General features: G+C 43.9%; 29 protein-coding genes and 2 tRNA genes. 17 read left to right on the top strand and 14 right to left on the bottom strand.

Translation table 11 applies throughout. The features are described 5' to 3' along the window. Window position 1: 1 nt before the first annotated feature. From FTU90_RS00720 to panD, 6 genes are all read left to right on the top strand, one after another. Window positions 2-76: transfer RNA gene (locus FTU90_RS00720), tRNA-Gln, on the top strand. A 92-nt stretch (window positions 77-168) separates the two neighbouring features. Beyond that, window positions 169-243: transfer RNA gene (locus tag FTU90_RS00715), tRNA-Gln, on the top strand. A gap of 36 nt (window positions 244-279) precedes the next feature. Next, the gene (locus FTU90_RS00710; protein ID WP_005097740.1) at window positions 280-1,233 is read left to right on the top strand and encodes a ribose-phosphate pyrophosphokinase; all 954 of its coding nucleotides are present in this window, start codon (window positions 280-282) and stop codon (window positions 1,231-1,233) included. Between the two features lie 98 nt (window positions 1,234-1,331). Continuing rightward, window positions 1,332-1,628 (top strand): 50S ribosomal protein L25, encoded by a 297-nt coding sequence (gene rplY, locus FTU90_RS00705; protein ID WP_005097741.1) that lies wholly within the window; start codon window positions 1,332-1,334, stop codon window positions 1,626-1,628. Window positions 1,629-1,646: 18 nt separating this feature from the next. Beyond that, a complete protein-coding gene (gene pth, locus FTU90_RS00700) occupies window positions 1,647-2,228 on the top strand; it encodes an aminoacyl-tRNA hydrolase (protein WP_005097742.1) in 582 nt (193 codons plus the stop codon). A gap of 146 nt (window positions 2,229-2,374) precedes the next feature. Further along, the gene (panD, locus tag FTU90_RS00695) at window positions 2,375-2,755 is read left to right on the top strand and encodes an aspartate 1-decarboxylase (RefSeq protein WP_005097743.1); all 381 of its coding nucleotides are present in this window, start codon (window positions 2,375-2,377) and stop codon (window positions 2,753-2,755) included. Between the two features lie 69 nt (window positions 2,756-2,824). Here the strand turns inward: panD and FTU90_RS00690 are convergent, their stop codons facing one another. The 4 genes from FTU90_RS00690 to FTU90_RS00675 form a co-directional block, all read right to left on the bottom strand. Then, a complete protein-coding gene (locus FTU90_RS00690) occupies window positions 2,825-3,397 on the bottom strand; it encodes a GDYXXLXY domain-containing protein (protein WP_159138247.1) in 573 nt (190 codons plus the stop codon). Beyond that, window positions 3,394-5,199 carry a DUF2157 domain-containing protein gene (locus FTU90_RS00685; RefSeq protein WP_159138248.1) on the bottom strand — a complete coding sequence of 602 codons (1,806 nt, stop codon included), beginning with the start codon at window positions 5,197-5,199 and terminating at the stop codon, window positions 3,394-3,396. The genes FTU90_RS00690 and FTU90_RS00685 overlap by 4 nt, the downstream gene beginning before the upstream one ends. A gap of 90 nt (window positions 5,200-5,289) precedes the next feature. Beyond that, entirely contained in the window at window positions 5,290-5,901 is a 612-nt protein-coding gene (locus tag FTU90_RS00680) for a LysE family translocator (RefSeq protein ID WP_180071803.1), read from the bottom strand. A gap of 46 nt (window positions 5,902-5,947) precedes the next feature. Then, window positions 5,948-6,433 carry a DUF1289 domain-containing protein gene (locus tag FTU90_RS00675; protein ID WP_035337988.1) on the bottom strand — a complete coding sequence of 162 codons (486 nt, stop codon included), beginning with the start codon at window positions 6,431-6,433 and terminating at the stop codon, window positions 5,948-5,950. Between the two features lie 198 nt (window positions 6,434-6,631). On the opposite strand from FTU90_RS00675, the gene FTU90_RS00670 reads away from it, so the two are divergent. The 4 genes from FTU90_RS00670 to FTU90_RS00655 all read left to right on the top strand — a co-directional run bounded on the left by FTU90_RS00670 (window position 6,632) and on the right by FTU90_RS00655 (window position 9,210). Beyond that, window positions 6,632-7,564: a rhodanese-related sulfurtransferase gene (locus FTU90_RS00670; RefSeq protein ID WP_005097749.1), complete on the top strand. Its 933-nt coding sequence runs from the start codon at window positions 6,632-6,634 to the stop codon at window positions 7,562-7,564. A 206-nt stretch (window positions 7,565-7,770) separates the two neighbouring features. After that, window positions 7,771-8,049 carry an FUSC family protein gene (locus tag FTU90_RS00665; protein ID WP_180071802.1) on the top strand — a complete coding sequence of 93 codons (279 nt, stop codon included), beginning with the start codon at window positions 7,771-7,773 and terminating at the stop codon, window positions 8,047-8,049. An 87-nt stretch (window positions 8,050-8,136) separates the two neighbouring features. Next, on the top strand, window positions 8,137-8,754 hold the full coding sequence (locus FTU90_RS00660; RefSeq protein WP_100355549.1) for a DedA family protein: 618 nt from the start codon (window positions 8,137-8,139) through the stop codon (window positions 8,752-8,754). 30 nt (window positions 8,755-8,784) lie between these two features. Further along, on the top strand, window positions 8,785-9,210 hold the full coding sequence (locus FTU90_RS00655; RefSeq protein WP_100329106.1) for an ABZJ_00895 family protein: 426 nt from the start codon (window positions 8,785-8,787) through the stop codon (window positions 9,208-9,210). 67 nt (window positions 9,211-9,277) lie between these two features. On the opposite strand, the gene FTU90_RS00650 is transcribed toward FTU90_RS00655, so the two are convergent. Beyond that, on the bottom strand, window positions 9,278-9,802 hold the full coding sequence (locus FTU90_RS00650) for a YecA family protein (RefSeq protein ID WP_005169813.1): 525 nt from the start codon (window positions 9,800-9,802) through the stop codon (window positions 9,278-9,280). 71 nt (window positions 9,803-9,873) lie between these two features. Further along, entirely contained in the window at window positions 9,874-10,080 is a 207-nt protein-coding gene (locus FTU90_RS00645; RefSeq protein ID WP_005169810.1) for a PA3496 family putative envelope integrity protein, read from the bottom strand. Between the two features lie 346 nt (window positions 10,081-10,426). On the opposite strand from FTU90_RS00645, the gene rpoD reads away from it, so the two are divergent. The 6 genes from rpoD to FTU90_RS00615 all read left to right on the top strand — a co-directional run bounded on the left by rpoD (window position 10,427) and on the right by FTU90_RS00615 (window position 17,025). Next, complete coding sequence (gene rpoD, locus FTU90_RS00640) at window positions 10,427-12,361, top strand: RNA polymerase sigma factor RpoD (protein WP_225554192.1); 1,935 nt, start codon at window positions 10,427-10,429, stop codon at window positions 12,359-12,361. 113 nt (window positions 12,362-12,474) lie between these two features. Then, window positions 12,475-12,762, top strand: a complete 288-nt coding sequence (locus tag FTU90_RS00635) for a YbeD family protein (protein ID WP_005169807.1) — start codon at window positions 12,475-12,477, stop codon at window positions 12,760-12,762. A 150-nt stretch (window positions 12,763-12,912) separates the two neighbouring features. Then, window positions 12,913-13,572 (top strand): lipoyl(octanoyl) transferase LipB, encoded by a 660-nt coding sequence (gene lipB, locus FTU90_RS00630; RefSeq protein WP_005097758.1) that lies wholly within the window; start codon window positions 12,913-12,915, stop codon window positions 13,570-13,572. A gap of 74 nt (window positions 13,573-13,646) precedes the next feature. Further along, complete coding sequence (locus FTU90_RS00625; protein ID WP_005097759.1) at window positions 13,647-14,180, top strand: hypothetical protein; 534 nt, start codon at window positions 13,647-13,649, stop codon at window positions 14,178-14,180. A 1-nt stretch (window position 14,181) separates the two neighbouring features. Further along, window positions 14,182-15,366, top strand: coding sequence for an iron-containing alcohol dehydrogenase (locus FTU90_RS00620; RefSeq protein ID WP_005097761.1), 1,185 nt, complete (start codon window positions 14,182-14,184; stop codon window positions 15,364-15,366). Window positions 15,367-15,630: 264 nt separating this feature from the next. After that, window positions 15,631-17,025: an APC family permease gene (locus FTU90_RS00615; protein ID WP_005097762.1), complete on the top strand. Its 1,395-nt coding sequence runs from the start codon at window positions 15,631-15,633 to the stop codon at window positions 17,023-17,025. A gap of 61 nt (window positions 17,026-17,086) precedes the next feature. Here the strand turns inward: FTU90_RS00615 and FTU90_RS00610 are convergent, their stop codons facing one another. The 8 genes from FTU90_RS00610 to rplU all read right to left on the bottom strand — a co-directional run bounded on the left by FTU90_RS00610 (window position 17,087) and on the right by rplU (window position 23,626). After that, window positions 17,087-17,482 (bottom strand): hypothetical protein, encoded by a 396-nt coding sequence (locus FTU90_RS00610; protein WP_218944851.1) that lies wholly within the window; start codon window positions 17,480-17,482, stop codon window positions 17,087-17,089. A gap of 139 nt (window positions 17,483-17,621) precedes the next feature. Beyond that, window positions 17,622-18,098, bottom strand: coding sequence for a tRNA (cytidine(34)-2'-O)-methyltransferase (locus FTU90_RS00605; protein ID WP_100329108.1), 477 nt, complete (start codon window positions 18,096-18,098; stop codon window positions 17,622-17,624). A gap of 240 nt (window positions 18,099-18,338) precedes the next feature. Further along, on the bottom strand, window positions 18,339-19,721 hold the full coding sequence (gene cysG / locus FTU90_RS00600; RefSeq protein WP_179999893.1) for a siroheme synthase CysG: 1,383 nt from the start codon (window positions 19,719-19,721) through the stop codon (window positions 18,339-18,341). A gap of 73 nt (window positions 19,722-19,794) precedes the next feature. Further along, complete coding sequence (gene serS, locus FTU90_RS00595) at window positions 19,795-21,066, bottom strand: serine--tRNA ligase (RefSeq protein ID WP_005097768.1); 1,272 nt, start codon at window positions 21,064-21,066, stop codon at window positions 19,795-19,797. Window positions 21,067-21,166: 100 nt separating this feature from the next. Further along, a complete protein-coding gene (locus tag FTU90_RS00590) occupies window positions 21,167-21,928 on the bottom strand; it encodes a DUF3298 domain-containing protein (protein WP_180071801.1) in 762 nt (253 codons plus the stop codon). Window positions 21,929-22,097: 169 nt separating this feature from the next. Next, the gene (lolA, locus tag FTU90_RS00585) at window positions 22,098-22,793 is read right to left on the bottom strand and encodes an outer membrane lipoprotein chaperone LolA (RefSeq protein ID WP_180071800.1); all 696 of its coding nucleotides are present in this window, start codon (window positions 22,791-22,793) and stop codon (window positions 22,098-22,100) included. Window positions 22,794-23,040: 247 nt separating this feature from the next. Further along, window positions 23,041-23,295, bottom strand: coding sequence for a 50S ribosomal protein L27 (rpmA, locus tag FTU90_RS00580; protein ID WP_005097774.1), 255 nt, complete (start codon window positions 23,293-23,295; stop codon window positions 23,041-23,043). Between the two features lie 19 nt (window positions 23,296-23,314). Next, the gene (gene rplU, locus FTU90_RS00575; protein ID WP_005097776.1) at window positions 23,315-23,626 is read right to left on the bottom strand and encodes a 50S ribosomal protein L21; all 312 of its coding nucleotides are present in this window, start codon (window positions 23,624-23,626) and stop codon (window positions 23,315-23,317) included. A gap of 445 nt (window positions 23,627-24,071) precedes the next feature. Between rplU and sdsA the strand changes: the two genes are divergently transcribed. Continuing rightward, a complete protein-coding gene (gene sdsA, locus FTU90_RS00570) occupies window positions 24,072-25,049 on the top strand; it encodes an All-trans-nonaprenyl-diphosphate synthase (protein ID WP_005097778.1) in 978 nt (325 codons plus the stop codon). Window positions 25,050-25,060 lie beyond the last annotated feature (11 nt).

Raw genomic sequence — 25,060 nt, 5'->3', positions numbered from 1 at the left:
TAGGGGTATCGCCAAGTGGTAAGGCACCGGGTTTTGATCTCGGCATCCGTTGGTTCGAATCCAGCTACCCCTGCCATTTTCTCGAAAAAAGACAGAACACTCATTTGCTGTAAGACTGTTAATTTACCTTGACACTTTACCGTAAAAATATTAAAGTTCTGCCGCATTAGGGGTATCGCCAAGTGGTAAGGCACCGGGTTTTGATCTCGGCATCCGTTGGTTCGAATCCAGCTACCCCTGCCATCTATTCCCATATATCCCAACCGCCAAGGGTGCTTCATGCCCAATCTTGTCGTTTTTAGTGGATCTGCGCATCCACAATTCGCTCAAAAAGTCGTAAGTCACTTACATATTCCTCTAGGCGCTGCCTCTGTAGGTCAGTTCTCTGATGGTGAAATCGCTGTCGAGATTACTGAAAACGTTCGTGGTAAAGACGTATTCGTCGTGCAACCTACTTGTGCTCCTACTAACGATAACCTGATGGAAATCTTAGTCATGGCTGACGCTTTGCGTCGTGCAAGTGCAGGTCGTATTACTGCCGTGATTCCTTACTTTGGTTATGCTCGTCAAGACCGTCGTCCACGTTCAAGCCGTGTGCCAATTACTGCTAAAGTCGTTGCAGACATGCTGACGACTGTAGGTATTGACCGCGTTGTGATGATTGATCTTCATGCTGACCAGATCCAAGGTTTCTTCGATATCCCTGTAGACAACATCTACGGTACACCAGCGCTACTTGCTGACTTACGTCAGCAGTCACATCACAACCTGATGGTGGTTTCACCTGACGTCGGTGGTGTGGTTCGTGCACGTGCTGTTGCGAAACAAATGGGTGATATCGATCTTGCAATCATCGATAAGCGTCGTCAAAAAGCGAATGAATCACAAGTGATGCATTTGATTGGCGATGTGAAAGATCGTGATTGTGTCATCGTCGATGACATGGTAGATACTGCAGGCACTTTATGCAAAGCAGCTGATGCATTGAAAACTTTCGGTGCTCGCAAGGTTGTTGCTTATGCAACGCATCCAGTACTTTCTGGTAAAGCATTAGAAAACTTAAGACATTCTGTGATTGATGAATTGGTGGTTTGTGACACCATCCCACTTTCAGATGAAGCTTTAGCACTGGGCAAGATTCGCCAGGTTTCCGTAGCCAGCATGGTTGCCGAAACGATTCGTCGCATTAACAACGAAGAATCTATTAGCGCAATGTTCGATTCTTATCTATAATAGAGCGCTGAATTTTCAAAGCCCTGCCATTTGGTAGGGCTTTTACTCACTAGACTGGTCGCAAGTCTGGTTCATTTAACTTAAATAGGATGTCTATCATGGCAAACTTCGTATTAAACGCAGCAGCACGTGAAGAAGCAGTTCAAGGGAAAGGTTCGAGCCGCCGCCTTCGTCTTCAAGCTAAAGTTCCTGCAATCATCTACGGTGGCGAAGCTGCTCCTGTAGCTGTTACTCTTGAGCTTCGTCAGCTTGTTAAATTCTTAGAAAACAACTCTTTCTTTGAAGAAGTTATCGAAATTGATGTAGACGGTAAAGTTGAAAGCGTGAAAATCCAAGCCTTACAACGTCACCCAGCTAAAAACACGCCTATGCACGCTGACTTTAAACGCGCATAAGTGTTAATGGTGTAATTAGTGTCAAATATTTCACTGATTGTTGGTTTGGGCAACCCAGGTTCTGAGTATGCCCAAACCCGCCATAATGCAGGGGCCTGGTTCGTAGAACGCCTTGCAGAGCAATATGGCATTACCCTCAAGAAAGACCCGAAATTCAATGGATTTAGTGGTCGTGGCAATATCGAAGGTCAAGACGTTCGTCTTCTTCTACCTACAACCTTTATGAACCTTTCCGGTAAAAGTGTTGTTCCTTTCGCCAAATTCTACAATATCGCACCTGAATCGATCCTGATTGCCCATGATGAACTGGATATGAATCCTGGTATCATTCGTCTGAAAACGGGTGGTGGTCACGGTGGTCATAATGGTCTACGCGATATCGTGCCGCATATTGGTTCAAACTTCCATCGCCTGCGTATTGGAATCGGCCATCCTGGTGCCAAAGACCGTGTTTCTGGTCATGTGCTCAGCAAAGCGCCGAGCAGCGAACAAAAGTTAATGGATGATGCAATTTCACATGCGCTCGCACGTACCAAAATGCTGGTGAATGCAGAAGTACAGCAAGCCATGAATCAAATTAATGCCTATAAGCCGAACTGATCATTCAAAAATCGCTGGACAATTCCGCTTGTCAGAAAGATCATTTAAGCGCAAAATGCGCAAGCCTACCCACTTATCCAGTGTCGTAGAAATTGATTCAACCATATGATGATCAAAGTCTTAGTTCAACTCAGGGGACGCTAGCCATGCTATCTCGTTTATTAAAATGCAAAATTCACCGCGCTCACGTTACACATGCAGAATTACACTATGAAGGTTCATGTGCAATTGATGGCGTTTTGATGGATTTAGCTGGCATTCGCGAATACGAAGAAATTCATGTGTGGAACGTGACCAATGGTAAACGTTTTGCAACTTATGCCATTCGTGGCGAAGATAATTCAGGCATCATTTCAGTCAATGGTGGCGCTGCACATCAAGCCGATGTAGGCGATATCATCATTATTGCAACTTTTGGTGATTTCACTGAAGCTGAAGCAAATGCACATCAGCCACGCTTGGTCTATGCAAATCCAAACAATACCGTCAGCCATACTGCCAACTGTATTCCGGTACAAGTCGCTTAAGTCGATTCGACCAGATTCCCAAAGCTCGCACCTCGCGGGCTTTTTTATGGCCAGAATGACTAAATATAATTAACTGCCCTGCCGCCAGCTTTTAGAACTTTCACAATTTAGGGGCTTTAAATGGGAGTCAACAAGATTAACCAGTAAAGCCTTTCCATTTTCCTTAAGCTTAAGTTCGGCAAATTTGGCACTGCGATAACACGGCTCCAGGCCTTCGGCGAATAAAAAACTATTGGCCGCCGGATATAAAGCTTCAAAACTATTGCGTGGATTCTTTAACAGCAGTTTTGCGGAAGATGCCGGATGAACTTGTAACAGACGCGGATCAAAACTGCTTCGTATCACCCGTCGTTGTGCATCCAAGCGTACATAGCTCATGATCTGAGACCGATCTTTAAAATCCTGAATAGTGATATCTGAACCTGTTTGATTCAGGGCAGTTTCATCAGCATCTAGACCAGCAAAATGCAACTGATAATTCAGCGCCATATAATCGCCCTGCAAAATCGAACGCGGATCGACGGGCGCCAACTTAACAAAAATACTCTGACTATTTCTTAAATGCCATTCATGCTGGATAATTAAGCCCACAAATAAGGCAATACTAAAAATACTCAGGTGTAGCACCCAAAACTTTTTCATGAGGTCACTCCTGTTTTCGACTGAAATTTCGGTGAGCTCAACACATAAGCCAGAAGCAAAACCAGCAGACCTGAAGCAAAGATACTGACACTCTTAAATAAAAAGCTGAGTCCCAGATTGTAATACAGCAACCATAACCAGAAGATCAGTAACAGAACCAATAAGGCCTGCATCAATCGCTGTTGATTGACCATCGCCCAGGCCATAAGTACCAGAATGATGAAAATTTCAAAATAGCCCAGTGCAATCAGTAAAATGCCTGCGGCAGGAATCAGCCAGAGTGGTGTCAGCGAAAATTGCTTCAGATGTATTCCGATAAAACTCAGCAGCCATACTGCGGGTAAAATATAGAAAACAATTGCTTCATCTATACCGCGCGGATGCAGTTGCTGCGCTACGCCAAATTGCAACAGACATTGAAAAATAGCCGTTGCTGCCAAAATACTGATCATCCACAGATTCACACTTTTGGCATAAGCTGAAGCAAGCCAGTGTCTTGCAGTGAGTAAAGCCACGGTCAGCACACTGTAATTCAACAGCATGATCCATGTGATCAGGCGATGGTCATGAGAAAATGGGTGCTGCTCGATTAAAACTGCAATTCCCAACGCATGAGCCAGTAATAACTGTAATAGCAGCACCAGCCAATGCATGCGATTCATGATACTTAGCAACGTAATACCGATTTGTATCAGCCAGATCAGCAATAAACTATCTGTCAACAATTCGGTATGAATCAGGACAGCAGCCTGACCGCAAACCCACAAACAATAAGCCAGTTGCCGCAGAAAAACTGAAGGCTTGCTATGAATCAGCCACCAGGCAATCCCGATAAAGATTAGCCCCATCAGGATGGATAAACTTTCCCAATAGGTCAGCAACAGCATGGCCAGTATCACACCAGCAATCCATGCGCCCAGCGCCAGTGGAATGACCGAAAACCGGCTCTGGGGTAACAGCTTTATCAGCAGCGCACTAATCGCCGCAAACCAGCCAAAGATGAGCAAAGCCAGCACCAATAAGCCTGCAGCTGAATTTTGCAAATATTGGTCTGTGAGATCAAAAATCAGAATGCTAAAACTCAGTGCCAGCCCTGCAACCAGCAAACTGGTTTCCAGCTGTTGCTGCCGAGTATAGAAATAAGCACTAAATAACAGTGCTAAGACCAGTACCGAAGCCAAATACCAGATCGAATTCGAGTCGATAAATCGAAACATGCTGAATACCGAAATGAGTACCACCACGGCAATCAACAGATAGCGTAAAACCGGATAATAGCGTAATGCATAGATCAGACTCAGTCCGGTCAACAGATTAAGACTGAGCAGATAGGCAGTTTCAGCACGCACCAACCAAAAGCTTTGTTTAAAATAAAAATAAAGCGCCAGCTGGCTGACCACGCAAAATAATGCAAACACACCAATATTCGGTCGATACAGCCAAGGCAAAAGTAACAATGCCCAAAGCAAAAATAGTTGATAACTGTCCGCGCCAGTCTGATAGATCTGCCCAATCACCGCCAGACTTAAGCCCAGCATTAAACCCGATACAGTATCCAGACTTTGTCTTAACTTTTCTCGCGCAGCAAAATGCACACTCAGCAATGCCGAACCCAGCAATAAAACTTGCGGCATAAACAACTGGACAAATTTCGGCAGCATCCACCAGTTTGCTGCCAGCAGATACACGATACTGACAGCGATCAGCGCGAGTCCAATGATTTGAAGAATCTGAATAACAGCAGGTTGAATAAATAACAGCGGTGAGAATGGATGATCGGGCTTGGTTACTGTTTTAGACATGCTGATCTGTTCAATTTTTATTTGATTTTACCTTAGCATGATTTTTAGCGCATATGCCAGGCAGGAACCTTACAACTGTGCAGTACTTTTTTAAATCAGGATCTGATAAATGCCGTAAAGAGCAATGATCAGCAGAATGAGACCACACAAGGCCAGCAAATGCGGATACAACCGAGAACGGGATAAACGGTTAAAACCCAAATACACCACCGACAGGGTCAGGAAATCCAGCACGATCCAGCTCAAGGTTAAGATTATGAGACTCAAATCGAGATCAGATGTAATACCAATAAACTGCGGGAAAAAAGCCGCAAAGAAAATAATATCTTTGGGATTGGAAATACCGACCAGAAAACCCTGCTGAAAGCCGCCACGTACCGGAGATAACTTCTTTTGAGCTGACTCTGCTTGCTGAAAAATCACCTCCCGAAATATTTGCAGCCCCAGATAACCAATATACAGACAACCCAGCAACTTGATGGCATACAGCCACTGTTCATTAATGACCAGCAAACCTTTCAGGCTTAATATCGATAAAGCAATCAATATCAATGAAGCGAAATTGGTGCCAAAAATAGTTCTTAAAGCCGCAGCATAACCGCCTTTTAGACCGGAACTGGCCACCAGCAACATCACCGGACCAGGCGTGGCGATCATTACCACAACAGCCAGACAATACAAGAGATACTCACTGATATTCATGCTCTTCCCTCAGCTGTTGTTATTTTTTTGCATAAAAAAAGAGGACTTATTCCTCTTCCTGCAGATGAATCAGATGCTGACTGATACCATCCGCCCGCAGAAAAGCCAGATCATAACTGGCAGTGGCCAAAGCCAGAATCCGGCGCTCAAATTCATCCCAGAGTGGACGTACCTGCTTATAATGAATCCCCAAACCACTATCATCGGTAAAATGCCGATTTTTTTCACAGAGCTTTAAAGCATGATACAGCTTACGCCCTTTGGAGGCATCGTCACGTAAACGTACCCGTTTTGACAGCACAAAGGCTTGAACCTTGACGATATCTGCATGTGGCAACAACGGCACTAAAATCTGATCCAGCTGTGCATCCAGACGCCGCCATACGGCATGATGCTGATCAGCGCCATAAGTGTTCCAGTGAATCACCTCATGATTGAAACGGCGGCAACCACGACATACCGCATCACCAAATACGGTCGAGCAACGCCCAGCACACGGGGTTAAAGACGCAATACGACGATCTGAACTCAAAACACACTCCAAAGATACTACAACTTCCAGTACCTGCATCACTGCATAAAACTTTACAAAATTCCGGGTCGGGCATGACTATACACGCTCTCCCCCATGAATTGAAGCCTGTTAAAAGGCAAGTGTTTTACTCGCTTATTCACTCGAATCACGCTAAAATATGCGCCTTTAAATTATCATGCTACGTTGGAGTATTCCATGAACGCTACTGTAGAACAGCTTGCACCTGTAGAACAGCAAGCGACCTCAGGTTGGGTTGTTGCCGCACTTTATCAATTCAAAGAAGTTCAAGATCCTGCCGATCTTCAACAACGTCTTTTAGACTTGGTAAAAACAATCAACCTTTGTGGAACACTCATTGTAGCGGGTGAAGGGATTAACGGTACGGTTGCAGGTGACCGTGCATCGATTGATCAAATTCACCAGTTCCTTCTCAATGAAGGCTTTGTTGAGATGGAATATAAAGAGTCAGACAGCTCTGACAAGCCATTTCGTAAAATGAAAATTAAATTAAAAAAAGAAATCGTGACTTTAGGGGTAGAAGTGAAACCACGTGATCTGGTCGGTCACTATCTTGATCCTCAGGAATGGAATGAACTGATTGCGCGTGATGACGTGATTCTGGTTGATACCCGTAACGATTACGAATACAAAGCAGGAACGTTCAAAGGCGCGATTGACCCGAAAACTGAAAGCTTCCGTGAATTCCCTGAATATGTGAAAAATAATCTGGAACAGCACAAAGACAAAAAAATTGCCATGTTCTGTACCGGTGGTATTCGCTGTGAAAAATCAACCTCTCTGCTTCTGCAAGAAGGTTTTACAGAGGTGTATCACCTGAAAGGCGGTATTTTAAAATACCTGGAAGAAACTCCGGCTGAAGAAAGTATGTGGGAAGGCGAATGCTTCGTATTTGATGGCCGTACAGCAGTAACACACGGTGTCGAAGAAGGTCAAAACACCAAATGCCATGCCTGTGGCTGGCCTTTGCTTCCTGAAGAAGTGGCGCTGCCAAGTTATGAACATGGTGTCTCTTGCGTGTACTGCATTGACAAGACCACAGAGAAACAAAAAGACGGTTTCCGTATGCGTCAGTCCCAAATTCTGGCAGCAAAACGTAAACGTCTCTAAGCCAGCCGCTTTGTAAGCAAATATATAAAAACCCTCTTCGGAGGGTTTTTTATTTACATAAAAATTACAACAGTAATAAAACTCTCACCAATTCATTACCAAGAACCTTATTTTTTTCCAAGCAAGATTGCTAGTCTATTGAAAAGTCTATCTTAAGCTAAGTCTTTAATTATTAACTTAAATTTTAAAATGAAAAGGAATATAACATGACCAGTTCACTTGCTCGAGATCCAGATAATCTGGTTCAGTTTCAACCCAAAGACAATATAAAACAACAACGACTTCATCAGGTTAATGGCGAGCTTGAGAGCCAGTCACATGTGTTTGTGGTCATCTTGGGAACTATGATTGGCGCGATTTTAGCGCTGTTTATTGGTTATCATCTTAATACCAGTGTCATTCATTTTATGCTGCTGAGTGTTTTACCTGTCTGTTTGGCCTATGGCTTACGCAAAGTCTATATTTATACGCTGACACATAGCTGATTCTGCCTGCTCATTTATATTCCAAGACTTTACCGCATAAAAAATACTGCTTAGGATACAGGCAGTATTTTTTATTTTGACCATCTTATGAATTTAACTGAATGGATTATTTCCGTCATGGAACAACTGGGCTACTGGGGTATTGCCCTGCTCATGTTTCTGGATAATGTCTTCCCACCCATCCCTTCCGAAATCATTATGCCTTCTGCGGGCTATTCAGCCTCTCAGGGTGAGTTAATACTGGCCGGGGTGATCATGGCCGGTTGCATTGGCTCATTACTAGCAGCAGCCTTGCTGTACTGGGTGGGTTATAAATTCAATCACGATTCCATTTTCAAGTTTGTCGACCGTTATGGCAAATATCTGTTTATCAAATCCAATGATGTGAAAAAATCACTGAGCTGGTTTGAACATTATGGACATCGGATTGTGTTTTTTGGCCGTATGGTTCCTGCCGTCCGCTCACTGATCAGCATTCCTGCCGGCATGAGCCGTATGCCCTTCTGGAAATTCATGTTCTATAGCACACTCGGAACCATCATCTGGACCACGTTTTTGGCCTGTGTCGGATTTTACTTTGGTGAAAACCAAGAGTTGATGCAGCAAATTTTCAGTAAAGTCAGTTATGTGATTATTGCGATTGTTATAGTCATTATTGCCTGGGTTATCTACCGTAGACAGCAGCGTAAAAATCGTCCATCCTGAATAGACCTCAGCATGAAGGAGGCTAAAACGATGTCGCACTATCTTAAATATTTTGCTACCGTTTATCTTAGCTTGGTTCTATTCGTGGGCGTACTCATTTATGTATTCAATCTGGGCGCGATTCTCCTGATCCCGGCCCTGATCGCGTCAGCCTTTCTCAGTGCCCGATACTTTGTGAAGAGAGAACAACATTTACCCAGCAAGGAAGAGAAAAGCAAACTGGTATGGGGTTCTACCATCATTGCGATTACATTTGGGTTTATTTTTATATTTGTTGTGATCTGGATGCATCCACAGACTGAAGCCATCTTCAACAACATGGCTTATACCGGAAGGGGCCCGAATTCATTTCTGATGGCCGCTGTGATTGCGGTGCATGGTTTGATCTTTCATATTGCCTATAATAGCTATGCCCGCTACAGTCTGAGCAAACGGGTCGGTATTGAAAGAAAGTAAAATCCCTTCGATGCTTTGATAAAAGTCCAAAGCTAAAAAAAGCACCGTGCGGTGCTTTTTTTATGAATTATTCTGGAGTGTGATACATCAGATACAATTCATTTAAGTTGTCTGGAATTTCTTCTGCAAGTTCGTCCATTAACTGGCCATTGCGACGGAAAGTTTCCATTTGCGGATCTTCATCATCAATGCCGCTGAAGACCATGATTGGCAGAGTTAAATCTACCAGTTGCTCTTCAAATTCTTCAGTAAACCAAGCTTCTTCGTTCAGGAACATGGCATCGACAAAGCCCACACTCCAGTCACCCAAGCTTGATTCGGTGTCTGCTTCTTCAATTTCAAATGGGAATGTAATCCCTTCTTCATTGGCTAAGCTTTGACGGATAGACTCTAACCATGCTTGTACCTGAGTGATGATTTCTGCAGGCACTTTCTTTTGATTGCTATCAAAAAGCTCGTCTAACCATTTGTCGAATTTTGGGCCTACTGCAATAGCACATAAGAAACCATGGGTTGCTGCGAAATCTAGACCATGTTCATTTTGGTCACCATCTAGATATTCACTCAACAGGTCTAAATCTAAAGCACTCATCTAACATCCAAACTTAGAAAACCGAAAGGTTTAGCATAGCATTTATTCAGGCCATGCTAAATCCGAATTCGTTAATCTTCGTCATCAAAATCGTCATCATCGTCGAAGTCATAGTCAAAATCTTTGAGTTCGCGTTCCAAGCGACGTTGTGAAAGTAAGTCATCAATCAGACGACGTTTTTCCAACGACTCTTTAGCGCTCAGCTTGCTGGAAGCTTCATCGAAATTAACATCATCCTCACCGAAGCTATCATCTAGTTCAAAATCTGTAGAAGACACTAAAACTTCCTCATAGTGAAAAATGTAAATGGTTTTAGCGCTATTTATCTTGCCTAAAACCACAAGTCAAGTTTTATTTAAATTTTCGTATTTTAAAGTTGTAAATAGGGCTTTTTTTTAAGGACATTGTGTGACATGATATAATCCACCCTGCGTCCTTATGTTTTTTGACTACACATTTTTTGGTCAAATACACAGATGCCGGGGTTGGACTTGAAAATAACAAATTCATCCCCATCTTAAATTACTGAATTTCATTTTAAATATTTTATCAGACAGCTTGAATGCTGAATACTCTGATGAAATACGTAGGCTATTCACTAAATTTAATGAGCTTAAATCGTGCATAAGTTGTACGGTTTTTCCTGTCACAGATTCAACGAAGAGTAAGCAAAAGATGAGCGATATGACTTCCCCTACTTCACAAGTAGCGGCTCTGATTAGCCGAGGCAAAGAACAAGGTTACTTAACCTTCGCTGAGGTTAACGATCATCTGCCGGACTCCATCACAGAAAGCGAGCAGATTGAAGATATCATTCAGATGCTGAATGACGTGGGTATTCCTGTACATGATCGCGCGCCTGAATCTGATGATACGATGTTCGAAGATACTACAGAAGCTGCCGATGAAGTTGCAGAAGAAGAAGCTGCAGCCGTACTGGCCTCTGTAGAAAATGAGCCAGGTCGTACAACTGACCCTGTGCGTATGTATATGCGTGAAATGGGTACCGTTGAGCTTTTAACCCGTGAAGGCGAAATTAGCATTGCAAAGCGCATCGAAGAAGGTATTCGTGATGTTTTGCACTCGATTGCTTACTGGCCCAATGCGGTAGAAGTTGTACTCCAAGAATATAAAGATTATGAAGCGGGCGAACGCCGTCTTGCTGACCTGTTATCGGGTTATTTAGATCCTGAATCAGACGAAGAAATTCCTGAAGTACTCGAAGAAGAAGTCGAGATCGCTGAAGACAAGACTGACTCGAAAAAATCGACCAAGGATGTAAAACTGGACGATGATGAAGAGGAAGAAGCTGAAACTGAAGATGATTCAGAAGCTGATTCTGGTCCAGATCCTGAAATTGCCAAAGCGCGCTTCACTGAACTTGAAAATGCATGGTTGAATACCAAAACAGCCATCGAAAAACATGGTCGTGACAGTGAAGAATCTGAAGCTGCGCTGGAAGCACTGGCGACCGTATTCATGATGTTCAAATTCACGCCGCGTCTATTCGATATCATTTCAGAAATGATTCGTGGTACGCATGACCAGATCCGTGGTGCAGAACGTGAAGTGATGCGTTATGCCGTGCGCCGTGGTCGTATGGATCGTACCCAGTTCCGTACTTCTTTCCCGGGACAGGAATCGAATCCAGCCTGGTTAGATGAACAGATCGCGAAAACACCTGCAGACCAGAAAGCCTATCTGGAAAAAGTACGTCCCGATGTATTGGCCTTCCAGCAAAAGATTGCCGATATTGAAAAAGAGTTGGGTCTTGATGTTAAAGGCATTAAAGACATTGCCAAACGCATGGCCGTTGGTGAAGCTAAGGCACGTCGCGCCAAGAAAGAAATGGTCGAAGCCAACTTGCGTCTGGTGATTTCAATTGCGAAAAAATACACCAACCGTGGCTTGCAGTTCCTGGATCTGATTCAAGAAGGTAACATTGGCTTGATGAAAGCGGTGGACAAGTTTGAATATCGTCGTGGTTATAAATTCTCGACTTATGCAACCTGGTGGATTCGTCAGGCGATCACCCGTTCAATCGCCGATCAGGCACGTACCATTCGTATTCCGGTGCACATGATCGAGACCATCAACAAGATCAATCGTGTATCGCGTCAGCTTCTTCAAGAAATGGGGCGTGAACCGACACCTGAAGAGTTGGGCGAACGTCTGGAAATGGACGAAGTCAAAGTACGTAAAGTGCTAAAAATCGCCAAAGAACCGATTTCGATGGAAACACCGATCGGTGATGATGAAGATTCGCATCTGGGTGACTTCATTGAAGACAGCAACATCACGTCACCAATTGATGCTGCGACTTCAGAAGGCCTGAAAGAAGCGACACGCGAAGTTCTGGAAAACCTGACTGAACGTGAAGCCAAAGTTCTGAAAATGCGTTTTGGTATCGACATGCCGACCGACCACACCTTGGAAGAAGTGGGCAAACAGTTTGATGTGACACGTGAACGTATTCGTCAGATTGAAGCTAAAGCGTTACGCAAGCTTCGCCATCCATCACGTTCAGAACACTTACGTTCATTCCTCGAGAATGATTAAGATTTGATGCTTATTCTGGAGACTTGAAATTTAATCATCAGTCTCCACTTAAGTAGCCAAGACAGACCCAAACGCCTGCATGATTGCAGGCGTTTCAAATCAGGGGGACTACCATGTTAGACCGTACACCATCTCGTGAACTTCAAGAACATCTTTGGGTTTTCCCTATGGATTATCCGATTAAACTGATTGGCCTTGCTGGCATTGAACTGCGTCAGGCCGTGAATGATATCTTTGTAAAACATTTTCCTGAATTTGATGGCAGTGAGATGACCATCACACCGTCGCGTACTGGCAAATATCATTCCATTACCGCACAACTGCGCTTTTTGGAACTGGAGCAGGTACATGCAGTATATGCAGATTTGGCCGCCTGTCCGCTGATTAAAACCGCACTGTAATCAAAAATACAAAAGACACGCTTTCGGGCGTGTTTTTTATGCCTGTACAATGACTGAGCTAGCGCTTAAATATTGTAGGTCTCGCCCCTATTTCATGCCGAAATCATTATAATTATGACCAGTTTTTTATAATTACCAAGGACACTCCCTGTGACTGATGTGCTGCAAAAGCCCGAGCTGATCATTCGTCAATATCACGACCTTACTCCTTATGAAGATCGCTTTCTGGAAATGAAAACATTTACGGAAAACCGTGATGAATATAGTCCGGATCAGCTGTGGATTCTGCAACATCAGGATGTATTGACTCAAGGTCAGGCCGGTAAGCCAGAACATATTCTGATACCGAGCAATATCCCGGTAATTCAAACCGATCGTGGTGGTCAAGTGACCTGGCACGGCCCGGGCCAGCTGGTGGCTTACTTCATGTTTGACCTGAATCGCCTGGGCTGGAATGTGCGTACACTGGTGTCCTATGCTGAAAACCTGATGATCGATCTGCTGAAAAAATACGGCATTGATGCTTATGCCAAACCCGATGCACCGGGGGTCTATGTGGCTGAACGAAAAATTGGTTCACTGGGTTTTAAAATTCGTAAAGGCCGTAGCTATCATGGTCTTTCCTTAAATCTGGATTGTGACCTGAGCGGATTTAATACCATCAACCCTTGTGGTTATGCGGGACTGGAAATGGTTCGCATGAGCGACCTACTGGAACAACCGCCACAATTCAACCAGTTATGTCGTGAAATTATTGAAACTTTGCGCCACAGCGGTTACTTTAATCAAGTCACTGTCGAGCAAAGATAAAGCCTTTGCATTTCACCCCCAAACAAATTAGAGTATTTACTCTAAACCAATAATATTGAGATAGGGATCATCACGTGATTGCAACTAAATCCGTAAAACCCGCTTTGCAGCTTGCCTATGTCAAACTCATGATGGATGTGATTGGCCGCGGTCTGGTCATGGCAAGCCAGGTGGATGAAGAAATCAAACAGGAAGTTGCCCAATTTCCAGTCCATTTCACTCTTTCCATGAAAGTCTTTCCGCATGGCCCAGCCTTTGTGGCGCGGGTCACTGAGGACAAGCAATTGGAACTGGTGAAAAATCTGGAAAAAGCACCTGATCTGACTATTACCTTTAAACATCTGCACCATGCTTTTTTAGTTTTTTCCTTTCAGGAAAGCACCTCTCAAGCCTTTGCCAATGACCGCATGATTGCCGATGGCGATATTTCCAATGCCATTCGTCTGGTGCGTTGTCTAAATAAAATGGAAGCACTGATTTTGCCTAAACTGGTGGCGCAACTGGCTGTCAAAGAATATCCAAGCAATCTCAGCCTCAAAGAAAAACTAAGCGAAGCGAGCAGTATTTATCTAAAAATCGCTCAATCTTATTTAAAACGGAGTGTATAACATGGCTAAACCTTATTATGAATTTTTCTGTCCAGTTAAAGTCATTGCCGGACATGCCGCGTTAGAACATATTCCGTTTGAGCTTGCAACTTTGGGGGCCAAACGTCCACTCATCATTACCGACAAAGGTGTACGCGCCAATAATCTGCTGGCACCGATTGAAGCTGCATTTGAAATGGCGGATGCTGCAATTGTAGCCATTTTTGATGACGTACCACCCGATTCTAGCTTGGGTACAGTACGTAGTGCGGCGAAACTGTATCGTGAAAATCACTGTGATGCGATCATTGCTGTGGGCGGCGGTTCAGTCATTGATACCTCCAAAGCAACTAATATTCTGGTCTCTGAAGGCGGTGATGACCTGCTTAAATATTCTGGTGCCCATAACCTGCCTAAGCCGCTGAAGCCATTTTTTGTGATTCCAACAACTTCGGGGACAGGCTCAGAAGTCACCATGGTGGCCGTCGTCTCAGATACTGAGAAGAATGTTAAAATGCCTTTCGCATCGTATTATTTGATGCCGCATGCTGCGATTTTAGATCCGCGCATGACCCAGACTTTGCCGCCGCATTTAACCGCCATGACCGCAATGGATGCACTGACCCATGCGGTCGAAGCTTATACTTGCATGGCAGCCAATCCAATCTCAGATGCTTATGCCACCGCAGCAGTCAAGAAGATCAGTAGCCATCTATTCAATGTGCTGGATAATCCCAATGATGCGCAAGGCCGTCTGGAACTGGCTCAAGCATCGACCATGGCCGGTATTGCATTTTCTAACTCGATGGTCGGGATTGTGCATTCACTCGGTCATTCACTGGGTGCAGTGGTGCACTTGCCGCATGGTTTATGTATGAACCTGTTCCTGCCGTATGTGCTGGAATACAACAAAGAGGTCAATGGTGACAAGATTGCTGATCTGTTGCTACCTTTGGCAGGTGCCGATATTTATGCGCAAACACCAGCACATTTACGCGCAGACAAAACCATTGCCACTATTCTGACCATGCGAGATCGGATTTATAGTCTGACCAAACTGCCACGTACATTACGTGAAACCGGCAAGATTTCTGAAGCGCAGCTGGATGAAGTGGCAGAGAAAGCCCTGAACGATGGTTCCATCATTTATAACCCGAAAGAAGCCACCCTGGAAGATTTAAAATCTATCTTAAAAAAGGCTTGGTAATTACTGAAAAATAAGCCAATATAGCGAAAATTAAAGCCTGATGTTTTTTTAGACATCAGGCTTTTATCTTGCATAAAGAAATCATTGCGTTAATTTGAATGGCATACTTTATGCACCTCAAAAGTCAAAAAAATAGCTAGCAAAAGCCCTTCTTTTCAAGTAGATTGGCGGGCTTTTATAGAAAACTGTAGGGGGGATCGTTCGTCTCAAACGATCCTTATAAATATGACTGATCCTTGATCAACGATTAAGAGGATAACGCCGTTGACTAATATCTCTGGGACTCAATCGGCAGCTAAACTGCAAAAAACGCTGGGACTCTGGCACATCATTATTATTGGTTTGGCTTATATTCAACCCATGACCTTGTTTGATACATTCGGTCTGGTATCTGAAGAAAGTAACTTCCACGTTCCCACCTCTTACATTTTTGCGCTGATTGCAATTTTGTTAACCTCTTTGAGCTATGGTCATATGATTCGTCGCTACCCTTCTTCGGGTTCGGCCTATACCTATGCGCAAAAATCCATTCACCCGAATGTGGGTTTCATGGTGGGATGGTCATCTTGGCTCGATTATTTATTGTCGCCAATGGTCAACATCATTCTTGCTGTCATTTACCTAGAAGCCCTGTTCCCTGATATCAATCATTGGGTTTGGGTCGTGGTATTGACTGCATTCATGACTGGCATCAATTTACGTGGTGCGCGCTTTGTAGCGAACTTCAACAGTATGATCGTGTTCGTGCAGTTGATTGTCATTGCCGTATTTACCTGGATGGTCTACAGCAAGTTACAGGCTGGCTTTAATGCGGATGGTCCAATCACAGCTGAGCAACGCTATCAGCTCTGGAGTCTGGAACCGTTCTGGAATGAGTTAACCTCAGTAGGCGCCCTGATTACTGGTGCGACTTTACTGTGCTTCTCTTTCACCGGTTTTGACTCTTTAAGCTCGCTGGCTGAAGAAACCAAAGATACTGAAAAAACTTTGCCTAAAGCGATTTTCTTGACCGCTTTAATTGCCGGTATTATTTTCATTATCAGCACTTACTTCATGCAGATTTACTTCCCGAACAATCCAGGTTCATATTTCCAGAATATTGCTGAAACTCAGCCGGAAATTTTGATGCTGGTGGGTGGGTCCTTGTTCCAGGCTTATGTACTTGGTTTTGCAATCATTACCGTCATGGCATCAGGGATTTCTGCACATGCAGGTGTATCTCGCTTAATGTACGTCATGGGCCGTGATGGCGTGATCAACAAGAAAATCTTTGGTCATATCAGTCCGAAAAACTACACACCGTCATACAACATTATGATTGTCGGTGCTGTAGCCTTAACAGCTGGCTTCATGGATCTTGATTTTGTGATTTCACTGATCAGTTTCGGTGCATTGACGGCGTTCAGTTTCGTAAACTTGTCTGTCATTTCACGCTATGCTTTACGTGATGGTCGTACCAAAACTGCGAAAGAAATTCTGAACTTTGTGGTGGTACCACTTGCAGGTTTCATTGCAGTATTTGCCTTATGGCTCGAAGTTGATCAAACCTCATTGAAATATGGTCTGATCTGGGCATTTGGCGGTATCTTGTACCTGGGTTATAAAACCAAAGGTTTCAAGCATCCTGCACCTCAGCACAACGAATTTGACGATAAATAATATCGTTCCAGTTCAAATAAAAAAGGCGCTTTAAGCGCCTTTTTTATGTTTTTGATTTTACTTAAGATAAACGACAATCAAAACCCATTTGGGTATTGACCCGATTATTTTCATAGCCCAGTTTTTCAATGAACAGACTTCTATTCGACAATAATTTTTGCTCTTCCGGATTTAGTCTGGCTTTATTCTTGACCGCCAGCTGATACATTTCATTGACCACATCCTGAAAAATATCACAAACTTCCTGACGTTTGGTCTGCTTCAATTTACGTCCACGCCAAGTCCATTCAAAATCATCGGAATTCAGACTCTGTCCCCAGTTATCGATCCGCGCATCCAAGCGTTTTTGCATGTCAGCCAATCCTTGCTGTATTTCCGCTTGCGTAATTGGCTGAACTTGTTGCGTTTCCCCCATTACATCACTTGCTTCTTGCGCACCGAGGTGTAAAGCAGTCATTCCAATACAACAGGCCAAGGCAAATTTTAATATCGGCTTCACGCGTATATCCTTCTTATTCCAATCAGTTGTCTCTCTCTATCCTAGCAAATAAAAAAGCCACCCAAAGGCAGCTTTTCAAATTATTGTAAATTTAAGCTTAGAGCGCTTTAAAACCCTGCTGACGCCAGGCTTCATATACAATCACTGCCGTGGCATTCGAAAGGTTTAAACTACGAGAGTTCTCTGCCATCGGTAAACGAATCCAGTGCTGCTGCGGGAACATCATCCGAACATGTTCAGGCAGACCACGCGTTTCCGGCCCCATCAACAATGCCACAGGACGGTTCAAGTCCGAGGTATGTGGCATTTCAGTCCCTTTGGTGGTCAGCGGATAGACCGCATCCAGAGCAATGCCTTTGCTTGCCAGATCGGCCAGACAATCTTCGATAGTGTCCCAAATCTGCATACGTGCATATTCGTGATAATCCAGACCGGCACGTCTCAGTTTTTTATCATCCAGTTCAAAACCCAGTGGCTTGACCAGATGCAACTGTGCTCCCGTATTGGCACACAGACGAATAATATTGCCTGTATTTGCAGGAATTTCGGGCTCATATAAAACAACGTGGATCACTTATTTCTCACTTTATACATTTCATTCAGATATAGCTTTCAACTTATAGATCAAACAGCAACATCAGTGCTATCTTTTTCAGATACAAATTTTTGCCTGTATTCGGACCATGAGATTAATCGTCATATCCTTTTATTCAGGTGTAATTTTCGTCTTGCGGTCAAACCAAGAAACAACTTTTGCTTATCCTCTTACTCAGGCATAGCCTTCGTCTTGCGCTCGGGCAAAGCAGTGCTTTGCTTATCCTCGCTCATGCCATTGCAGTTGTTCACGCAAGCGAACCACTTCACCAATAATGGTTAAAGTCGGTGCCTGAATTTGATGCTCAGACACTTTGGAGGCGATGTCGGCAAGGGTTCCCACCACAACTTTTTGCTCAGGAGTCGTGCCTTTAGAGACCAGTGCCACCGGCATATCTGCGCGCTGACCATGGGCGATTAACTGCGCACAGATTCTTTCCAGTCCCACCAGTCCCATATACAGCACCAAGGTCTGGTTTTCATAGACCAGCTCACGCCAAGGCAATTCAGGCGAACCTTCTTTTAAATGACCTGTCAGGAAACGCACACTTTGTGCATAATCCCGATGCGTTAATGGAATACCGGCGTAGGCGGAACAACCTGAAGCTGCGGTAATACCCGGCACCACCTGAAAAGTAATACCTGCCGCAAACAGCTCTTCAATTTCTTCGCCGCCACGCCCAAAGATGAAAGGATCACCGCCTTTCAGACGACAAACCCGCTTGCCTTCACTGGCATATTTGACCAATAAAGCATTAATCCCATCTTGTGGAACTGCATGATTGGAACGCGCCTTACCAACATAGATTTTTTCCGCATCACGGCGACACAGATCCATAATCGGTTCAGACACCAGGCGATCATAAATCACCACATCGGCTTGCTGCATCAAACGTAAAGCTTTCAGGGTCAACAGTTCTGGATCACCTGGACCTGCACCCACCAGATAGACTTCACCTTTCGGCTGTTGCCACTCTTGTAATGCTTGCTCGATCAGACGATCTGCTTCAGCCATATTGTCATTAAACACCTGCTCTTTCAGCGGACTGGCGTACAGATCTTCCCAGAAAATACGGCGCTGATCCGGATTGACAATTTTTGCTTTAACGCGACTGCGCCATTTGCCTGAAAACTCAGCCAGCTTGCCCATGCCATGTGGAATCGTCGCTTCCAGTTGAGTCCGAATCTGGCGTGACAACACCGGCGATGTGCCATTCGATGCCACCGAAATCACCAGCGGTGAGCGGTCAATAATCGCAGGCACCATAAAACGGCAATGTGGTGGATCATCAACACTGTTGACCAGTACATTTTCAGCTTCGCACAGCTCGAAAACCTGACGATTCACATCAGCATCATCTGTTGCTGCAATCACTAAACGATAATGGCGTAAAGGAATCTGTGTACTGAATGGTGCCTGCTCATATTGCCCTTGAGACTGCTGAACAATCTCAAGTAAATTGGCATCAATTTCAGGTGCAATGACATGAATCACTGCTCCTGCTTTTGCTAATAATACCGCTTTACGGTAGGCAATATGTCCACCACCGACAATCAGACAAGGTTGCTGTTGCAACTTTAACGAGATTGGAAAGATATCCACGAACTACCTCAAAATTTTAAATCTGATTGTCTATGCAATTTTCATGCACATTTAGCGATGCTGATATCAAGCATTAGTCGATATAAGTCGCACCACCCATATATGGACGCAATACTTCAGGAATCTCAATCGAACCGTCTGCACGCTGATAGTTTTCCATCACTGCAAGCAAGGTACGACCAACCGCCAGACCCGAACCATTCAAGGTATGTACAAATTCAGTTTTTTTCTGGTCGGCACGGTAACGCGCTTTCATACGACGCGCCTGGAAGTCACCCATGTTTGAACATGAAGATATTTCACGATAAGTATTCTGGCTTGGCACCCAAACTTCAAGATCATAAGTCTTGGTCGCGCCAAAGCCCATATCACCGCCACAAAGGATGATCTTACGGTATGGCAGACCTAATGCTTGCAAGATACCTTCAGCATGGCCGGTTAAATCTTCCAGTGCCTGCATAGACGTTTCAGGTTTAACAATCTGAACCATTTCCACTTTGTCGAACTGGTGCTGACGAATCAGGCCACGGGTATCACGGCCATAAGACCCTGCTTCACTACGGAAACATGGGGTATGTGCTGCATATTTTAATGGCAGACGATCTGCATCAATGATTTCATCACGCACGAAGTTAGTCACTGGCACTTCAGCAGTTGGAATTAAATAGAATTCTTTTTCGCCTTGAAGTTTAAACAGATCTTCTTCAAATTTAGGCAACTGACCTGTGCCACGTAATGAATCCGCATTCACCAAATACGGTACATAAGCTTCAGTATAACCATTCTGGTCTGTATGCGTATTCAGCATGAACTGTGTCAATGCACGTTGTAAACGCGCCAATGGGCCTTTCAAAACACTGAAACGAGAACCGGTTAATTTGGTTGCGGTTTCAAATTCCAGACCGCCCATCATTTCACCGAGGTCAGTATGGTCTTTGATCTCAAAATCGAATTCACGTGGTGTACCCCATTTCAGGATTTCCACGTTATCGCTTTCGTCTTTGCCTTCAGGCACAGCTTCATCTGGCAAGTTTGGAATAGACAGTAATTTTTCTTCAAGCTCCGCTTGCAGTTCAGCCAATGCTGCTTCAGCCGCTTTGATTTCATCACCAATCGCAGACATGCGTGTCATGATTTCAGAAGCATCACCGCCTGCCTTTTTAATTTGACCGACTTGTTTTGCACCGGCATTACGTTCAGCTTGCAGTGTTTCTGTCTTGGACTGAATTTCTTTACGGCGCGCTTCTAGGGAGGCCCACTCTTCAACATTGAGTTGAACACCACGTTTTGCCAAGGCCAAATTTACAGCCTCAATATTGTTTCTGAGTAATTTCGGGTCGATCATAATCAATCTTTGCAGAAGAAAAAAACTGGCTATAGTGTAAGCTCTTAACGTCAAAAAATACAGTGACTACGACCCCAGCTGTGCCTTATTAGCACAATATTTAGGAAGTCTTGGGCTGTAAAATGGCTAAATATTCAGGCCAAATCACTTCACCCAAATCTGCATAGGACACTTTTAATTCAGGCGTTCCTGCTGCTTTAGACGTTAATTCACCTGCCGGGTACACCAACACCAGACCCGACCTGTCAAAATAATAGTTATCACTCAGTTTTAACTGCTGTGCTTGTATCCCCTGTGTGCGTAGCCATCGAGTATTGGTTCGATATATCACATTGAGTAGTTTCTGCTCACCGCCCTTTAACATCAATTGATGCAAAGCCAGACGCTTTTTCTGTTTCATATCAAAATTGATATATTCCACATGTTCACTTGATGCAGTGTGATTCTTCACCAGATTGGAACTTATTAAGGCAAAAGTCGCCATATGATCACGCTGAGCGATAAATAGTACCTTGATAAAACGCTGATCCAGATAATGGGGCTCATCGGCTTTTTTAGGATTTTTCTGAGTCACTTTGGTGAATGCAACCGGCTCGGTATGCTGAATACGTTCTATAAAATATTGATCAATCCAGTCGAGGTTGGTATCCACCGTATGAAGATCAAAGCGTACACAGCCTTCTATTTCACACACCACTTTGGCCACCCCTTTGACGGGAATACTCTTGGCTTCAATCTGCACCCACGGATCTGTTTGGGTAAGCGTTGCAACTGAATTGGATGGCGGCTGACAGCCCAACATATATACAGTGATTAATAAGACAGCATAAAATTCAGCAGTTTTAAACAGATTGATCTTCATCCTGAGCTCCCAAAATTTTGCAATTTCATTGACTCGACTTTTATTTATTTTAAGATGCTCTTGTGTCTAGATATAGCTGAACCTTGTAGCCTGCTCAAAGCAATCCTGATAATCGGCAATAAAAAAGCAACCTGAATCGGTTGCTCTTTGATTTACTTGATACTTCTGATTATTGATCAATAATGTCCGTACCTTTTGGCGGGGTAAAGTTAAAGGTAGAAGCTGGAATACTGCCATTCACTTTCACATTACTAAACTTAATATTTGTAGTTTGGCCAAGTGAATCCTGCAGGATCATCAAGCTAGGTGCTTTATTGGCGCCAAAGCTAATGGTCAGGCTCTCAAAGACACCATCGGTATTTTTAGGATACAGCGTGTAATAGGTTTTACCCTTATTTGGCTGAGTGACCCGGTAAGACTGCATAATCTGACTGGTATTTCCTGACAGAAGCAAAGCCGGTGTATTGGCAACTTGCTCATCCAGGTTTTGACGAACCGCTTGCTGCAAATCCGGATCATAAATCCATACTGTTTTACCAGTCGTTGTAATGGTTTGCTTCGATGGTGCTGTCGTTTCCCAATAGAATTTACCCGGACGCTCGACTTTCATCACCCCTTGAAAGGTCTGATTCATATGTTGTGCGCTCAAGCCTTTTTTCTGGGTTGCTCTCGGATTGGTCACCTTGGTGCTTTGCTCAAAATTTGCCGTCATGCTACGCACATAATTCAGCTGCTTCACCAGACTGGCAGTTGCCTGTTGCTCCGACGCTGCCACAGGTGCAGCAAACACGGTTGTACTCATCATCGGTGCTAAAGTCACTGCACCCAGAGCCATAGTACAGACGGTTTTACGAAGCATATTCATAATTTCACCTTTATATTTTGTGTCATCGCAATTTATTTGATGTCTCATCTTAAACGAAAATTAAAAGCTAAAATGATAGAAAATAAGAACTTTTGTATGGTTATTAAGTCGAAATCTATTTTTTTGTTCATCATGATGAAGATTTCAGCCGTTTTTTTACATAAGCTGGATCAGGCGTTCATTACAGTCAATTTTCAGGCATAAAAAAGCCCACAGAAACTGTGGGCTTTTTTTCTATCTCAGCGAATTACGCTTCAACAGATACGTAGCGACGACCGAATTGGCCTTTCACTTCGAATTTGATTACGCCGTCAGCAGTCGCAAACAAAGTATGGTCACGGCCCATACCTACGTTTTGACCAGCGTGGAATTCAGTACCACGTTGACGAACGATAATGTTACCAGCAGTCACAGATTGACCGCCGTACATTTTAACACCTAACATTTTAGGATTCGAATCACGACCGTTTTTAGTCGAACCACCGGCTTTTTTAGTTGCCATGTCTATTTACTCCTCGTAATTAGCCTGAAATAGCTGTAATTTTCAACTCAGTGAACCATTGACGGTGACCTTGTTGTTTACGGTAGTGTTTACGACGACGCATTTTGATAATGCGGATTTTGTCGTGACGACCATGGCTAACTACTTCAGCAGTTACAGTAGCGCCAGCAACAACTGGAGCACCGATTTGAATGCTTTCACCGTTTACAAGCATCAATACGTCATCAAACGTAATAGTTGAGCCAGTTTCAGCTTTCAATAATTCTACTTTAAGGGTTTCACCCTCGATTACACGGTGTTGTTTACCACCGCTTTGGATTACTGCGTACATAATGTACTCCAAACAAGCCCGTGTCGTCGTGCCGATAAAGGAAGATATCGATCTTAAGACGTACGCCACTGGGGGATATCTAAGGGCGAGGATTTTAAGGGATATTCAAAAAAACAACAAGCCATTTTACTGAAATAATAATGGCGAGTATGTGCTAATTATTTAACACTTAAATAATTTCTATCAAATCAGACACTCAAGATATATTCAGCAACAAAATAATACAGCAGAAATTCGGCCAGTTTGATTAATATACTCAGCCTGATGAAGAGGGCGACATCGCTGACCTTTCCTAATTTTTTGTAGCGCAGAATATAGATCGAATCTGAATAAGATCTATAAAAAGCTGATTTTTAGTGGAGTTTATGCATTTCTTAGGTTTCACTCATGTTATAAATTGTTAAACTACGACCTGCGATTTACCAGACTAGAGGTTTTCTTTCACATGACCATCGACTTTAAGCAAGACATTCTCGCTCCTGTTGCTAACGACTTTGCTGCGATGGACACATTCATTAATGAAGGAATTACTTCAAAAGTTGCACTGGTGATGGCCGTCAGCAAACATGTGGTCGAAGCGGGTGGCAAACGCATGCGCCCGATTATGTGTCTTCTGGCTGCCAAGGCTTGTGGTGCTGAAGATTTAGAACCGCATCGCAAGCTGGCCGCGATTATTGAAATGCTGCATACGGCGACGCTGGTGCATGATGATGTGGTCGATGAATCTGGCCTGCGTCGTGGCCGTCCGACTGCCAATGCGACATGGAATAACCAGACTGCTGTTCTGGTCGGTGACTTCCTGATTTCACGTGCATTTGATCTGCTGGTCGATTTAAACAATATGGTCTTGCTGAAAGATTTCTCGACCGGCACCTGTGAAATTGCTGAAGGTGAAGTGCTGCAATTGCAATCCCAGCACCAGCCAGAAACCAGTGAAGCGACTTATTTAAATATTATTCATGGTAAAACGTCGCGCCTGTTTGAACTGGCGACAGAAGGCGCAGCGATTCTGTCGGGTAAAGATGAATTCCGTGAGCCTTTAAAAACTTTCGCCGGTCATTTCGGCAATGCCTTCCAGATTATTGATGACATTCTAGATTACACCTCCGATGCAGAAACCCTCGGCAAAAATATTGGTGATGACCTGATGGAAGGCAAACCTACCCTGCCATTGATTGCTGCGCTAAAAAATACCTCCGGTGAGCAGCATGAAATTATTCGTCGCAGTATTGCCACTGGCGGTACAGAACATCTCGATCAAGTCATTCAAATTGTCAATGCATCTGGGGCACTGGACTATTGCCGTCAACGTGCAACTGAAGAAACGGAAACCGCCATTCATGCCCTGCAGGCATTACCTGACTCTGAGTATCGTCAAGCTCTGATTAATCTGGCCAAACTGGCCCTACACCGAATTCAGTAATCTTTAAACTC

The organism is Acinetobacter sp. YH12200, from assembly GCF_013418175.1.
Taxonomy (GTDB): Bacteria; Pseudomonadota; Gammaproteobacteria; order Pseudomonadales; family Moraxellaceae; genus Acinetobacter; species Acinetobacter pseudolwoffii.
This window is presented reverse-complemented; position numbering and strand designations above follow the sequence as displayed.